Origin of the sequence: Rhizobium sp. BK312 (assembly GCF_014193605.1) — a bacterium.
GTDB lineage: Bacteria > Pseudomonadota > Alphaproteobacteria > Rhizobiales > Rhizobiaceae > Rhizobium.
The window spans coordinates 761,443-776,603 of sequence record NZ_JACHZP010000002.1 but is presented as its reverse complement, the minus strand read 5'-3'; the positions used below and the strand labels follow the sequence as shown (position 1 = coordinate 776,603).

Genomic DNA, 15,161 nt, shown 5'->3' with positions numbered 1-15,161 from the left:
GATGAATCGTTTGGGCGGGCTGCTCAAACTACCTGACGTTAATCAGACCAATATCCAACATTCTCCGTCACAGCAGAGGTAGGGCACATCATCGAATGTAAGGACCTCGCAAGCCTGCCGGGCACGATTCTTACTGGATGTTACCATTCGGGTTGCGGGCGCATTCGCTCTGACCTGAGCGAATAGCTGCATGAAAAGAACAGCCGAGACATCCTCTCTGTTGGGCTCAGCAAGTGTAATCTTTGCAAGCGGATGTTGGTGATCTTTGCATTTCACGTTGCGAACATGTGCAACAGACGAGATCAAGGAAACAGGGATAGATATCCACTGCTCACACGACAACGAAGATGAAAAACACAGAACAGAGCTGTCGTTTTCATCAACCTTAACCAATCCATATAGTGTTAAATCAACGGGTTCAACAAGCTGATTGGCAGCCAACTGTGAAATAAACTCAGATGGTTCGTAAGTGCGCATGCAGAATAACCCTCCAGTTTTAAGTTGCTTGGCTTTTGTATGTTAATTACCATAACACAATAAAGGAGAGTGCGAATACTCTTCGCCCGAACAACAGTGCCTCCGGCGGACTTTCCAGCAAGATCGTCATACAGATTCTATCCGTCGGCGACGATGGACTTGAAAATGAGGCGCCTGGAATCTTCGAAACTTAAACGCCACAACCTGCGCATTGACGCCATCATAGCGTATTCTCGCCAACCACGGTGGAGTTTGGAACAACCACTTAAGGCATCTGAGCCCCGCTCGCGGTCGTGAAGACCCGATATAGTGAGCGCGTTGCAGCAACGAAAAGCTGGTTCCGCTTCGGGCCACCGAATGTAAGATTAGCGACCGTCTGCGGGATCTTGATCTTGCCGATCAAAGCCCCATCAGCCGCAAAACAATGAACGCCGGCGCCGGCGCTTGTCCATATGTTGCCGTCGATGTCGGCACGGAAGCCATCCGGAATGCCGGTGTCGATGGTGCAGAAGACCCGGGCGTTTGCGAGTTTCTTGCCATCCACGACATCGAAGACACGAATGTGGCGGGGGGCGCTGACGTCGTGGCTTGCGGCGGAGTCGGCGACATAGAGTTTCGTCTCGTCCGGGGAAAAGGCCAAACCGTTCGGCTGGCGGAAATCGTCCGCCACGACATCCAACTCGCCGGTGGCCGGATCGAGGCGGTAGACGTTGCGGGTCGGCTGCTCCGGCTCCGCCTTGTAACCCTCGTAATTGGAGAGAATGCCATAGGTTGGGTCGGTAAACCAGATCGTTCCGTCCGAGCGGACGATCACGTCGTTGGGTGAATTCAGGCGCTTGCCCTTATAACTGTCGGCAAGAACAGTAATGGAGCCGTCGATCTCCGTGCGCGTGACACGGCGGCCGCCATGTTCGCAGGATATCAATCGCCCTTGGCGATCGCGCGTATTGCCGTTGGCAAAGTTCGAGGGCGCGCGAAAGATCGAGACATTCCCGCCCGGCACCCAGCGCAGCATGCGCTCGTTCGGAATGTCGCTCCAGATCAGGCATCCGGCATCGGCAAACCAGACCGGCCCCTCGGCCCAACGGCAATCCGAGTAAAGCTCCTCCAGGTCGGCGCTCGGGACGATCAGATTGCGGAAGCGCGTGTCGTAGATTTCGTAAATGGAGGCGTCGGTCGGCATCGCAGTTTTCCTGTAGGGATCTTGGGAGAAAAGTGTCAGCGCCCACCAGCGGGGCGACCGCCGGCAACGAGAATGACGGCAATAATAATCAGGCCGGTCAGAACGAGCCTTGGGCCCGCGCCGAAGCCATAAGTGTTCAGCATGGAGACGACCAGAAACATGAACAGCGAGGCGCCCCAGATGCCCGGCACGTTGGAATCGCCGCCGGCAACGGCCGTCCCGCCGATGATGACGACCGCGATCGACATCAACAGATATTCCGCACCCATGTTGAGGGCCGCACCGCCGGAGAAGCTCGCCAGCAGATAGCCGCAGATCGAGGCGAGGATGGCGCAGAGCACATAGGTCGCCAGGCGCGTTCCGTCGACGGGAATGCCGGCCATGCGCGCTGCGAACATGCTTTGACCGATCGCCGAGATCCAGCGCCCATAGATCGTCTTTTCAAGGAGAATCCAAGCCAGCGCCGACAGCAAAAGGGCGACGATGGCGACATTCGGTATGCCGAACACCCCCGATGTCGTGAACTCGGCCAGATATTCGGGCGGCTTGATCCGCAGGCCGCGGTTGCTCCAGATGGCGGTCGACTGAATGATGAAGCTCATGGAGAGTGTTGCGATGATCGGCGGAATGCGCAGCAACTTGATCAGGGCATAATTGCTGATCCCGATGCCAAGGCCGATGACGACCGACACCAGCAGGCCCGGCACGATCATGCCGTCTTCGACATTCATGAGTTTCAGCGCGAGCGTACCGGCAAGCGTCATCGTCGCCGGCACGGAAAGATCGATATTGCCCGGCCCGAGCGTGATGACGAACATCTGGCCAATGCCGACGATAACCGAGAATGCCGCAAAGGTGAGTGCAGCCTGCGACAGGCCGATGGAACTGGCGCCGCCGGTAAAGAGAACGGTGATGATCCACACCGCGATTGCCGCGACAAAGGACCATATCCAGGGTTTGCGGCCGAGCACGGCAAGCGCGATCATGATTGTTTCTCCCGCTTTTCGACGCGATTGAGCAAGAGCCTGAGGGCGAGCACAATAATCAGGATTGCGCCCTGCGCGCCGATCTGCCAGTCGGGCGATATCCGCAGAAACGATAGGAAGGAGCCCGCCAGGGTCAGTGTCAGCGCGCCGATGACGGCCCCCACCGGCGAGACGCGGCCGCCGGTAAACTCCCCGCCGCCGAGGATGACGCCGGCGATCGACAGCAATGTGTAACGCAGCGCGATATTCGCATCCGCCGAGGTGGTCAGCCCGACCAGCGCAATGCCGGCCAATACGGCAAAGAAGCCCGCCAGCGCATAGGCCGCGGCACGCAGGCTGACGACGGACCAGCCTGCACGCTGCAGCGACCGCTGATTGCCGCCCACACCGCGGATCAGCACCCCGAAGGAGGAGCGCATGACGATCAAATGGGCGAACAGCGCGATAAGGAGGCTGGCTATGATCGCGATGGGTATTAGTGGCGGCTTAGAAGTCATCAGCCAGCGCGCCCAATCGGGTGCGGTGCCGCCTGGCGCCGGCAGCAGCAGGACAGCCAGGCCGCCCCAGACGAAGCTCATGCCGAGCGTCACCACGATCGATGGCAGATCTCTGATATAGATGACGATGCCGATTGCGGCATAGACTGCAATTGCGACCGCCAGAATGAGGATACCGACGAGCGGAGCAGATTGCAGATAGGTCGCCGCCACACAGGCCGTGAAGCTGACGAAGGTCCCCATCGAGAGATCGAGATCGTTGACCGACATGATCATCATCTGCGCGATTGTCGCGAGCGCAATCGGTACGGCGAGATTGAAGAGCAGATTGAGGCCGATATAGCTCATGGCGCGCGGCTGCAGGTAAAAGACCGCTGCGAGCAGCACCGCAAGCGATAGCGCCGGAATGAGCAGGCGCAGGGTAGCGGAGGATGGACGGCTCATGCGCCCTCCCCGGCAAAGGAAGCCGCCAGCACATTTTCCTCCGTAATTTCGTCTCCAACCAGTTCGGCGACAATTGCGCCGTCGCGAAAGACATAGGCGCGGTCGCAGAGCCGGATCTCGTCCATTTCCGTCGAATACCAGATAAATGTCCGGCCGGACGAAGCCTCGTCACTCAAGATCCTGTAGACCTCCTGCTTGGTACCGATATCGACACCGCGCATGGGATCGTCCATCAGCACGATCGGCGCAGTCGTTGCCAAGGCGCGGGCGAACAGCACTTTCTGCTGATTGCCACCGGACAGGGACAAGATGCCATTTGCCATCGTCGGCGTACGGATTTCGATGCGGCCCCTCCAGTCGGCACCGAGGCGATCCTCGCGCCCGCGATCGACGACCGACAGTCGCGAAAAGTCGCCCAGTGAGGCGATGCTGAGGTTTTTCAGGATGCTCCAAAGCGGAAAGGTGCCATTCAAGCTGCGGTCGCCCGCGACGAAGGCGATATTACCTTGCCTGCCCGGCAGCCAGTTGTGGGAAAGCGAGCGATGAAGATCGAGCAGCATGTCAGTCTGGCCATGACCAGCAAGCCCGGCAAGTCCTATCACTTCACCCTTGCGAGCATTGAAGCCAAGGCCTCGGCCTCCTCGCACCGGCAGTGCAAGCAAAGGAGACGATGCGGCGCCTTCCCCGCTGCTGCGCTTGCGATCTTGTTCCTTGACGACACTGCCCATTGCCTGGACAAGGCTATGAACGGTGAAGTCCTGAGCGGCGCGATCGGCGACAACGCGGCCGTCCTTCATGACCAGAATGCGGCTTGCGGTCGAAAGGATCTCGCCAAGAATATGCGAGATCAGCATGACTGCGCCGCCCGCCTGCACGAAGCTGCGCACATAGGTCATCAGCTGAGCGGCCAGTCCGGCATCGAGGGATGAGGTCGGCTCATCGAGGATAACCAGCTTCGGTTTCTCGCCGACGGCACAAAAGGTGATTGCGATCTCTACCATCTGCCGCTCGGCGATCGAGAGTTCGCCGACGGTCCGCATGACGTCGATCCTGTGACCGGCGAAAATTTCGTCGAGCTTGGCGCGAACGATTGTGGCCGCCTGCCGCCGCCAGCTCCAGCCGGCAAGGCCGCGATGGACCACCCGCATGTTCTCGACGACGGTTAGATTCGGCGCGAGTGACAATTCCTGAAAGACGCAGCGTATGCCGTGGGCGCGCGCCGCATTGATGCCGTGCACGCTGTCGTCTCCCTCATAGGTAACGCTGCCCTCGTGCGGGCTGAGGCCGCCATTTATGACGTTGACGATCGTCGATTTTCCGGCGCCATTATGGCCAACAAGTCCGATGCACTCGCCGGCAAGAACCGTCAGATCGGCGCCATCGAGCGCCTTTACGGCACCGAAATGCACCTTGATGCCACGGGCGGTGACGACGGCCTGCGGGCCGGCATCCTGTCTCTTCAAAGCATTATCTTTGGCTGCAATCATGGATCGTCCGGGTCGGGCGTTTGATCGGCAGGCGCCGCCTCTTTAGCGGCGGCGCCCGTCTTAACGGCTCGCAGATATCGGTTACTTCGCCGCGGCGATGACCTTCTTGGCGTCGTCGAGCGTATATTCGACATTCGCGACACCGCCGGCCTGCGTGTTGGCAAGGTTGGTTTCGAGATTGTCCTGATCGATGCGCAGGAATGGAACGACCAGGTCCTTCTTCACCTCTTTGCCGTCCAGAATCTGCTGGGCGACCCAGAAGGCGAGCGTGGAGACGCCGGGCGCGATCGAGACCGACATGGTCTCGTAGCCGCTGGCATCCTTCTCTTTCTTCCACCAGGCAAGTTCATCCTGGCGGTTGCCCATGACGATCGTCGGCATGGGGCGCTTGGCGGCGGCAAAAGCCTGGGCGGCACCATAGCCGTCACCGCCCTGGGTCACGACCGCGGCAATATCGGGAAGGCTCGGCAGAATGCCGGCGACGGCGCGCTGGGCGACATCCTGAGCCCAGTCGCCGTGAACCGAACCGACGATCTTGAACTGCGGATATTTGGCGGCAGCCGCATGGATACCGGCTGAGATCTCGTCATCGACGGAGACGCCGGCAAGTCCGCGGATTTCGAGCACATTGCCGCCCTTCGGCATCTTCTTGGCGAGATATTCGATCTGGCTGGCACCCATGCCCTTGAAATCGACGGCAATGCGCCAGGCGCAGGGTTCGGTCACGATGCCGTCGAAGGAAACAACGACGATCTTGGCATCGCAGGCTTCCTTGATCGCGCCGTTCAGCGCCGTCGGCGAGGCAGCATCGATGACGATCGCATCATAGCCCTGCAGGATCATGTTCTGGATCTGGGCGGCTTGCTCGGTTGCCTGGTTTTCAGCCGTCGTGAACGGATCGGCCGCAGCAACGACACCGGTCTTGACCGCTTCGCCCGTTACCTTCTGCCAGCTCGTCAACATGGCCTGGCGCCAGGAGTTGCCGGCATAATTGTTCGACAAGGCAATTTTCTTGGATGACGTATCTGCAAAGGCAGCACCCGGCGCGGCAACGCAAGCGATGACGGCGGATGCCATAAGCATCTTGGCAATATTCATTTTTTCCTCCCAAAGAGCCTGTACTTCATCTTCCAGGCCAAGATTTCCGAGCGCGCTCCTCAACGAACGATCGAAAATAATATTTGCACTGAAGGTTACCCTGTCAGTAGAAACAGGATGTCCGAGATTGTGACGCTTGTACAGGCGCTTAAAGGGTGGGACCTTGCGGGATCCCGCAGAAAAGATGCGCAAGTCCGCAAGACGGATCGCTCGGATCGGCGCTTAATAGCGTCGAAAATTTGCATGCTGCGCGGCCGGAGGAGCAGAGGCCGGCGCTTTGCCTGGGAGGGCGTGTCTTGCGCGATCTGGCGCCGCAATCGGTCTTCGACCATTATCTCAACATATCGAGGCTTCTTGCAGGTCAGCTCGACTTTCACTCGGTCATCCAGGCCGTCGCCGCCGAAATCAGCCATGTTATCCCGCATGACCATCTCGACGTCTGCATCATCCTGATGGACGAGCAATTTCATACTGCCTACGAGAGCGGACTGGAAACGGATTGGGGTCGACGTTTTCCCGCACCCGTAAGCAACAGCCCCATCCGCACGCTTCTCTGGGGCGAGACCGATTACCTCTTAACCGACGATGCCTGGAGCGATCCCCAATTCCATTTTCAGGGTTCTTTCTCGCACCCGATCTTTCATCAATCGCTGCATAGCCGTCTGCACGTGCCCCTTAAAGTTCAGGGTCATATCATCGGCGCCCTGTCCTGCTCCAGTCACCAGACCGGCCTCTACACCATGCGAGATATCGAAAGTGCCCGCGTGATTGCCGATCTCCTCGCACCCCACTTCTTTGCAATTCGCGCCGCCGACCAGGCCAAACGGTCGGCGATCGTGGAGGCCGAGGCTCGGGCCCGCGAAGAGGGTTTGCGTCTCGGTGCCCTGAAGCTGACCGAGGCGCTGGAAGCGGAACGCCAGCGCATTGGCATGGACCTGCACGACCAGATTCTCGCCGATCTGACCCGCCTCTCCCGGCGACTGGAACGGCTTGCCCGCCAGCCCGATGTCACCGGTGAAGCGCTTGAGCCGCTCTTTCGCGGGTTGCAACACAGCATGCACGATCTTCGCCAGATCATTGAAGAGGCCAAGCCCTCTGTCCTTCAACTGTTCGGTTTTGCGCAGGCGATCGAGAACCATCTCGAACGGTCGATCCAGGAGAGCGGCGCGACTTTGACCTGGACACTGAACGACGAGACCGGCGGCGCGATCGACTGCCTTGAACAATCGGTGTCGATTGCCCTGTTCCGCATCGCTCAAGAGGCCATCAACAACGCCATTCGCCACGCTCAGGCCGGCAGCGTTGCGGTTCATCTGAAAGCGGCCGAGGGTGCGGTCACCATTGATGTCGTCGATGACGGTGTCGGACTGGGAAATACCCGCAGATTATCGGGCGGCGGCATCGAAAACATGCGCACGCGTGCGCGCCTGATTTCAGCGCGCTTCATGATCAAGGCGGCTGCGGCGTCCGGTGGAACGATTGTCAGTGTCAGCCTGCCTGCCATCGCGCAAACGGCTGGAGGAGCTGCCGCATGAAGGTTCTGATCATCGAGGACGATCCGCTCCATCGCTCCTATCTCAATGAAGCGATCCGCTCTGCACTTCCTGAATGCGATGGCGTGCTGGAGGCGGAAAATGGCAATACGGGCGAACGGTTGGCGCGGGATTTGAGATCCTCTCATATCGTCATGGATCTGCAGATGAGCCAGCGCAATGGCATCGAGGCGGCCCGCACGATCTGGAAGGAGCGACCGGAGACGCGTATCCTCTTCTGGTCGAACTATTCGGACGAGGCCTATGTTCGAGGCGTCTCGCGCATCGTGCCCGCCGGCGCCGTCTATGGCTATGTCCTGAAATCGGCCTCGGACGACCGCCTGAAGCTGGCGCTTCGCAGCATCTTCATCGAGAGCCAGTGCGTGATCGACCGCGAAGTGCGCGGCATGCAGCAAAAGAGCCTCGGCAACGTCAATGGTTTCACCGAGGCCGAATATGAGATCCTGATCGATATCGCTCTTGGATTGACCGATCGCGCGATCGCCCAGAGGCGCAATCTCTCAGTCCGCAGCGTCCAGAACCGATTGCAGCAGCTCTATGTGAAACTCGGCGTCTATCAGCCGCTCGGCGGTCAGGATGATGATGGTCGTTTCAATCTGAGAGCGCGCGCGGTGGCCGTGGCCTTCTTAAGAAAACTCCTCAACCATAGCGCGCTCGAACGTGCGGAAGCCGATCTTTCCGCTTGGCTGGCGCGCCAACCCCGCGACTGAAAGCAAGCCCTGCCCGCTACGTCGATCTTGCTTGACGTCTTCCCTCGAATAATTGTCTATTGCTAGCAATAGACATTAATCCAACCATACGGAACTTCCCATGCCCGCCGTTTCGCCTGTCATCCTGCTCAACCCCATTGACGATGTTGCGGTCGCACGCGTGATGATCCGCGCCGGCAGCCCGACCGGCATCGACGGCTTGATTACCGCAGACCAGATCCCGCGGGGCCACAAGGTGGCCGTTCGCGACATCCAGGCAGGCCAGGAGATCCGCAAATTCGGCCAGCCGATCGGCGTCGCAACACAGTTCATTCCGGCCGGGGGCCACGTCCATCTGCAGAACCTGGCCGTGATCGAATCCGACCATCCCTATCAGTTCAGTGTCGATATCGAAGAGACCGGAATGCTGCCGCGCGAGGACTGTCGGACCTTCATGGGCTTTGACCGCGGCGCGGGCGGCGTCGGAACGCGTAATTTCATCGGCATCATCACGACGGTCAATTGCTCGGCAACCGTCTCGAAATATATCGCCGAACATTTCAATCGCACCGGCGGGCTTGAGGGCTTCGACAATGTCGATGGCGTCGTGGCGCTGACCCATGGCGGCGGCTGTGCCGTCAGCACGCAGTCGGAGGGCTACCGCTATCTGGCCCGTACCCTCCAGGGCTATGCGCGGCATCCGAATTTCGGCGGTATCCTGATGATCGGGCTTGGCTGCGAAACCAATCAGATCGCGCCCATCCTGGAGCATTACAAGCTGGAAGAAGGAAACCGACTGCGCACCATGACGATCCAGGATCTCGGCGGCACCCGCAAGACGATCGCCGCCGCATCCGAAATGATCAAGGACATGCTGCCGGAGGTCAATTCCGCCACCCGCACCGTCCAGCCGCTTTCCGGCATCAAGCTTGCCCTGGAATGCGGCGGCTCCGATGGATATTCAGGCATTTCGGCCAATCCAGCGCTCGGCTATGCCTCCGATCTCCTCGTGCGCAATGGCGGCACCTCGGTTCTGGCGGAAACGCCGGAGATCTATGGTGCGGAACACCTGCTGACGCGCAGAGCGGTTACGCCTGCCGTGGCCGAAAAGCTGCTCTCCCGGATCGACTGGTGGCGCGATTATACCCGACGCAACGGAGCGGAACTCAACAACAATCCGTCCTATGGCAACAAGCTCGGCGGATTGACGACGATCCTCGAGAAGTCGCTCGGCGCGGTCGCCAAGGGCGGCTCCATGCCGCTCAAAGCCGTCTATGAATATTCTGAGATCGTCGACGAACCTGGTTTCGTCTTCATGGACACGCCCGGCTACGATCCTGTTGCCGTCACCGGCCAGGTTGCCGGCGGCTGCAATGTGATCTGCTTCACGACGGGCCGAGGCTCCGTTTCCGGTTTCAAGCCAGCACCCTGCGTCAAGATCGCCACCAATACAGAAATGTACAACCATATGCGCGAGGATATGGACATCAATTGCGGTGACATCGTCAGCGGCGACGATACGATCGAGGCGGCCGGCGAGCGGATTTTCGAGGAAATCATCGCTGTCGCCTCCGGCAAGAAGACCCTGAGCGAGACCTTCGACTACGGCGACAATGAATTCGTTCCCTGGCAGGTCGGCGCCATCACCTGATGGTGCCGCGCATCAGACGATGAATGGGTATTCGTCCGGCTGGTATTGCTCGCGGATATAGGCGGCGCGTGCCTGTACGCTCGGTTGCGAGTTGCGAATATGATCTCGCATGGCTTTGCGCAGCCCCTCCTCGTCTCGGTTTTGCACCATTTTAAAGACACCGATGTGCTCCGACAGGAAGGGCTCGTATTCCGGCCTCTTGATGCGACTGCCGACGATATGCTTGCTGAGCGTAAGGATGCAGTGCGTCCGCTTCAGGATGCTCAGGAACTCCTTGTTCGGGCAAGCCTGAAGGCTGCGCAGATGAAGATCGAGCTCCAGCTCGTACATGGTCGAGGCCGAGACATCGGGATAATCCGCAAGCGCCTGCGACAGCCGCGCAAGCATTGTGTCGACGTGGTCTCTGGAAAGCCCGCCCAAGGCGCTTGCGAGCGCCACAGGCTCGATCTGTTCGCGCACCTCATAGAGGTCACGGATACGCTGGCTGTCGAGCGGGACGATCGACCAGCGAAAATTCTCGTCCTTTTCGGTGATGCCAAGCGTCTCGAGCCTTAACAGCACGTCACGCGCTACGGCGCGCCCCACGCCGAAATGCCGTGCCAACTCGTTTTCATTGATGCGATAACGGCCGAAAAAGGAGCGATGGACGACGATGCGTTCGACATCCTCGTAAAGCGCCTGCCATGCGAATACCGGCCTATCGCCATCTTCGTCGAACAATTTGCCGAGAAAATCGCCGAGCTTGATCCGCTTCGGTGGTGTCCCTGTCTTACCGACAATGAAGCCGCGGCCATTGAGACGTGCGATCAGGCCGCCATCGAACAACATCTGCAATGCCTGACGAACCGGCGCCCGGCTGCTGCCGACCAGATCGGCAAGGGCGGCCTCGGTCAAGACAACACCTTCAGGCACCGCTCCGGCGAGAATCTCTGCTCTCAATCGCTCGTGAAGCTGCTCATAGAGCCTAATCTTTCGCAGGCCGCTGCTTTCGACTTGGGATGGGCTCATCTCGTTCCATACTTCATCAGAGGGTCAGCATCTTCGCTGTCCTCATTACCACATACAGTTCAAAACCTCCCTCGTGTCCTACCGCAAGGCCTTTTCGCAGGAAATCGACGTGAGCCGACAATTCGCACCATCGAAATCGTTGATCACGACAGGCGATCGCCCCCTTCCGCAGCGCAATGGCGGCTCGCGCCACGCCGCTGGCGACAGCCCTAGCAGCTAATCGGGCGATTTCAGTTAGGGTTTTGGCGGCCCTTTTTCCGCGTCGCTTTAGGCAAGACAATTGCTGTCGCTGTTCATTTCAAAATTGTCGATGTGTTGTCTAACGCAGCTTGCCGGTTACAGAACCACGCCGTCACCGCGGACAAGGGTCGAGAGCATAGTTTCAAGCCCCGCAATCTCTTGGGGCGAAACCTCGTGCGCGCGGTCGGGCAGAACGTCGCAACGCAAACTCGCCCGTGCCCGCGCAAGACTTTCCGCAGCGTCAGCAAAAGCATCGACAGGAATCCAAGGGTCCTTGTCGGATCCGGTCAGATAAACCGGCATGCGATCAAGGTCCGCAAAGGGTCTGTCGCACTCCGAAGTGCCAACGCGGCAACCAGTAAGATTGACCATGGCACCCCGCCATGGCCCGTATTTCATCGCATATTCCAAGGCTAGGCACGCGCCCTGGCTGAAGCCGCCGATCAACAGAGGCGTGGCGTGACGGCGACGGGTCAATTCGTCGGTAATACCGCGAATATAAGCCAGTGAGGATTCCAGTTCCTCTCGCGTTGCCGGCGTCAACCGTTCCGTAGCTCGCGCGCCATACCAGCTTCTACCGGCAGCGCGCGGCAGTACAAAAGCCACGCCCAACGTCTTAAGCCGACCGATCACCTGCTCGTCCATGTCTTCAGGCGACTGGGTACGCCCATGGATGAAGACGCAGTGGACTTGGGCCTCCTCGGGTGCAGCGCCGAGCAGGAGAGGTTCATGATGCATCGCCATCTCCCAGCTTAGAAGTTCGCCGGTTCCAGGCCAGCGATCAGCTCTTCGCGACGATTCTCGAACCACGGCGGGAAGACCAGGGTGGTGCCGATCTGGTCGGCCGGTTCGTCAAGCGCCCAGCCGCCCTCGACCGACCAGGCGATCTCGAACAGCGCGCCGCCCGGCGAACGGACGTAGCAGGACTTGAAATAGTTGCGGTCCTTCTGGTCGGAAACGTCGGTGAATCCCAACCCCTCCAGATGCGCCTTCAGCTGCAGCTGGTTCTGCTCGTCGCCGGTGTTTAGCGCCAGATGATGAATAGTGCCGCCGGCAAGCGTCCACGTGCCCTGCGGGCTATTTGCTTCATGCAGGATTTCTACCATGCTGTTGGGACCGTTTGCGTTTGGGACGGAGAACATCAGTCCCTCGTTGCTGTCGGCTTCCTTCGTCATCGACAGGCCGGCAGTCAGGAAGTCATCCATGGCGGTGCGGTCAAACACGGCAATCGCCGCGCCGTAGATACCCTTGATACCATGCTCGGCCGTAACCCCTTGCGCCTCATTGACGATGGGCGGCCGGTTGTCGGAAGGGCTTTCCACCAGTTCATGGGGAATGCCGCACGGATGTTTGAAGGCTACGCGCGCGATGCCGAAGCGCGATATCTTCGCAGCCTCGATGCCACGGGCATTGAGCCGCTCGACCCAGTAGCCGCACGCACCGGCGGGGATCGCCTGCTGGATAATCTTCGACTGGTTCGTACCACGCCTGCCGAAAACGGCGGGTTTGCGGAACGGAAAGGTGGTGATGATCGTCGAAGCCTCGCCGCTGCGAGACCCATAATAGAGATGATAGACAGGGATGGTGCCATCGAACAGCACGGTACGTTTGACCGAATAAAGGCCCAACGCTTTGGTGTAAAAATCATAGTCCTCTTGCACACCGTCGGTGCAAAGGGTCAAGTGATGATAGCCGCTGACAAGTGCCATCGTTCTCCTCCTCCTGTAAAACAATCGATCGTCCCCGGGGAGCGGCTGCTCCTCCGCATTCCTCCCCATCGGTTCGCAATCAGCTCTTAGCCCCTCGCCAACCACCACCAATATAGCTGATCTAAAACGGCGATTGATGAGATTGTTCATAAATACTATAGCATTTTGCTATGAAGATCGTGGAACATCACCTTGTTCAGCTGGCCGCTGTCATCGAGACTGGAGGCGTAACGGAAGCCGCCGGCATGCTCGGCATGACGCAGTCGGCCGTATCGCGAACCATCTCCATCCTGGAGAAGCGGGTGGGTGAACCGCTATTCGTCTCAGGGCGACGGCCAATGCAGCCGACACCGCTCGGCGAACAGCTCGGCCTGCAGGGCAAAGCGATCCTCGCGTCATCGCGCAAGGCGATGGAAATCATCCGCAGTTTCAAGTCGGGTTCGTTCGGCCGCGTGCGAATTGGCGGCGTGCCTTTCTTCATGGATGCGGTTGTCTCGCCCATGATCGCCTCGTTCCAACGCGACGAGCCGGGGATCATGGTGCACCAGTCCTACGGCAACTATTCAGACCTGGTAAGCGAGCTCGAATCCGGTGAAATCGATGTCGCGGTCACACCGACGGGCTCCGCCGATCTTCGGGCCGACCTGCAGTTCGAACCATTGCTGCCTGCCCGAAACGTGCTGGCCTGTGGCGCTGGCCATCCGCTGATGCGCAAGCGCAATCTGGCAACCGAGGACATCCTCAACTACCCTTGGGTCGCTCCCCTGCCCGGCTCGCCGCTGGTACTGGACTTGCACAATATTCTGCTCACGCTCGGCATAGAGGAGGTTTCGATCCGTTACGCCGGAGGCTCTCTGATGAGCGTCTTGAATTATCTGATCGGAACGGACGCTCTGGCAATCCTGCCGCTTTCCGTCGCTTACGCGTTGCGCCGGGAAAACAGGATCAGCGTCATTCCGCTTGATATCCCGCAGCCGGAACGGGCACTGGGGATCATGACGAGAACGAAGCCCTATTCAAATCCGGCCGGACGCAAGCTTGTTGGACATCTGCGGCGCGAATTCTCCGAGCTGCGTCGATCAGTCGAAAAGCACGAGCGCGAAATCCTCTGGGATCACGGGCCTTTCATGGCCGAGCGCGAACGAAAGGGCCCGGGCTGAGCCGAGCATGAGCGCACAGACGGCTCAAGATGTAAGAGAGTCAAACGCAAGTTGTCGCGTCCCGCTCCTTGGCATCGTCCGCAGAGCTTAGCTCTTCTTCGAAGGTGCCAGCACGAAATCGTATTCGACCTCCCAGAACCAACCTGGAAACTCCAGCTCGCGTGCCCGCACCGCATCGTCGACGCGTTTGAATTCGGCTAGCAGGCTTTCCTTGACGCCGAAGACGGCGTCGGAGTTGATATAGGGATCGTGAGGGTCGAAGATGTGTGTCGTCAGCGTCTCGAAGCCGTCGGCCTTGAGGATGAAATGCAGGTGGGCCGGGCGGTACGGATGGCGGCCGAGCCCCGCTAGGAGCTTGCCGACCGTGCCGTCGTCGGGGATCGGATAGAACTTCGGCTTGACCGCTCGGAACCAGTAGCGACCGTCCTCGCCGGTGCGGAACACGCCGCGCAGATTGAAGTCGGGCTGAATGCCCTTCTGCTGGACGTCATAGAATCCTTCGTCATTAGCCTGCCAGACGTCGAGTACGGCATTGGCAACCGGCCGGCCATCGATATCGAGAATGTGGCCATGAATGACCATATCCTCGCCTTTCTGATCGAGGCAGATGTTTGCCCCCATCGGCAATTCGGGCGCGTCCGCGACATGGAACGGTCCGAGCACGGTCGATTCCGACGCACCCGACGGCTTGCGGTTGTTGATCGCATCGACAAGCATCGACACGCCGAGCACGTCCGAAAGCAGGATGAACTCCTGCCGCCACTCGTTGCAGAGATGGCCGGTCTGGGTCAGGTACATGATCGCTTTGAACCATTCATCCTGCGTCGGCTCGATTTCCTTGACCGCCTCATGCAGCTTGCGCGTGATGACCTCGATCACCTGCTTCAGCCGCGGATCACGCGCATTGGCGTTGCGCCCGGTGACGACCTCGACGGAGTTCTCCTCCGTGAAAAATCCCTTTTCATGCGTTTCCATAGCG

The 15,161-nt window shown here is 59.3% G+C and carries 14 protein-coding genes; 4 read left to right on the top strand and 10 right to left on the bottom strand.

Annotated elements, in window-relative coordinates; translation table 11 throughout:
- Positions 1–42 precede the first annotated feature (42 nt).
- The 6 genes from FHT85_RS08225 to FHT85_RS08200 all read right to left on the bottom strand — a co-directional run bounded on the left by FHT85_RS08225 (position 43) and on the right by FHT85_RS08200 (position 6,172).
- Positions 43–477, bottom strand: coding sequence for a hypothetical protein (locus FHT85_RS08225; protein WP_112337674.1), 435 nt, complete (start codon positions 475–477; stop codon positions 43–45).
- A 265-nt stretch (positions 478–742) separates the two neighbouring features.
- Positions 743–1,660, bottom strand: coding sequence for an SMP-30/gluconolactonase/LRE family protein (locus tag FHT85_RS08220; protein WP_112412566.1), 918 nt, complete (start codon positions 1,658–1,660; stop codon positions 743–745).
- Positions 1,661–1,695: 35 nt separating this feature from the next.
- Complete coding sequence (locus FHT85_RS08215) at positions 1,696–2,646, bottom strand: ABC transporter permease (protein WP_112412565.1); 951 nt, start codon at positions 2,644–2,646, stop codon at positions 1,696–1,698.
- Entirely contained in the window at positions 2,643–3,587 is a 945-nt protein-coding gene (locus FHT85_RS08210) for an ABC transporter permease (RefSeq protein WP_112412564.1), read from the bottom strand. The genes FHT85_RS08215 and FHT85_RS08210 overlap by 4 nt, the downstream gene beginning before the upstream one ends.
- A complete protein-coding gene (locus tag FHT85_RS08205) occupies positions 3,584–5,074 on the bottom strand; it encodes a sugar ABC transporter ATP-binding protein (RefSeq protein WP_112412563.1) in 1,491 nt (496 codons plus the stop codon). Before FHT85_RS08205 ends, FHT85_RS08210 begins: the two co-directional genes overlap by 4 nt.
- Before the next feature lie 81 nt (positions 5,075–5,155).
- The gene (locus FHT85_RS08200) at positions 5,156–6,172 is read right to left on the bottom strand and encodes an ABC transporter substrate-binding protein (protein WP_112337679.1); all 1,017 of its coding nucleotides are present in this window, start codon (positions 6,170–6,172) and stop codon (positions 5,156–5,158) included.
- A gap of 296 nt (positions 6,173–6,468) precedes the next feature.
- Between FHT85_RS08200 and FHT85_RS08195 the strand changes: the two genes are divergently transcribed.
- From FHT85_RS08195 to FHT85_RS08185, 3 genes are all read left to right on the top strand, one after another.
- The gene (locus FHT85_RS08195; protein WP_112412562.1) at positions 6,469–7,707 is read left to right on the top strand and encodes a sensor histidine kinase; all 1,239 of its coding nucleotides are present in this window, start codon (positions 6,469–6,471) and stop codon (positions 7,705–7,707) included.
- Positions 7,704–8,435, top strand: a complete 732-nt coding sequence (locus FHT85_RS08190; RefSeq protein WP_112412561.1) for a response regulator transcription factor — start codon at positions 7,704–7,706, stop codon at positions 8,433–8,435. The genes FHT85_RS08195 and FHT85_RS08190 overlap by 4 nt, the downstream gene beginning before the upstream one ends.
- Before the next feature lie 100 nt (positions 8,436–8,535).
- Positions 8,536–10,065 carry a UxaA family hydrolase gene (locus FHT85_RS08185; RefSeq protein WP_015343169.1) on the top strand — a complete coding sequence of 510 codons (1,530 nt, stop codon included), beginning with the start codon at positions 8,536–8,538 and terminating at the stop codon, positions 10,063–10,065.
- Between the two features lie 12 nt (positions 10,066–10,077).
- On the opposite strand, the gene FHT85_RS08180 is transcribed toward FHT85_RS08185, so the two are convergent.
- The 3 genes from FHT85_RS08180 to FHT85_RS08170 all read right to left on the bottom strand — a co-directional run bounded on the left by FHT85_RS08180 (position 10,078) and on the right by FHT85_RS08170 (position 13,022).
- Entirely contained in the window at positions 10,078–11,073 is a 996-nt protein-coding gene (locus FHT85_RS08180) for a GntR family transcriptional regulator (RefSeq protein ID WP_112337682.1), read from the bottom strand.
- A 336-nt stretch (positions 11,074–11,409) separates the two neighbouring features.
- Positions 11,410–12,051 carry an alpha/beta hydrolase gene (locus FHT85_RS08175; RefSeq protein ID WP_246779914.1) on the bottom strand — a complete coding sequence of 214 codons (642 nt, stop codon included), beginning with the start codon at positions 12,049–12,051 and terminating at the stop codon, positions 11,410–11,412.
- A 14-nt stretch (positions 12,052–12,065) separates the two neighbouring features.
- Positions 12,066–13,022: a VOC family protein gene (locus FHT85_RS08170; RefSeq protein ID WP_112412559.1), complete on the bottom strand. Its 957-nt coding sequence runs from the start codon at positions 13,020–13,022 to the stop codon at positions 12,066–12,068.
- A gap of 170 nt (positions 13,023–13,192) precedes the next feature.
- On the opposite strand from FHT85_RS08170, the gene FHT85_RS08165 reads away from it, so the two are divergent.
- A complete protein-coding gene (locus FHT85_RS08165; RefSeq protein WP_112412558.1) occupies positions 13,193–14,182 on the top strand; it encodes a LysR family transcriptional regulator in 990 nt (329 codons plus the stop codon).
- 87 nt (positions 14,183–14,269) lie between these two features.
- Here FHT85_RS08165 and FHT85_RS08160 read toward each other — a convergent pair whose 3' ends face one another.
- Positions 14,270–15,157 carry an intradiol ring-cleavage dioxygenase gene (locus FHT85_RS08160; protein ID WP_112412557.1) on the bottom strand — a complete coding sequence of 296 codons (888 nt, stop codon included), beginning with the start codon at positions 15,155–15,157 and terminating at the stop codon, positions 14,270–14,272.
- Positions 15,158–15,161 lie beyond the last annotated feature (4 nt).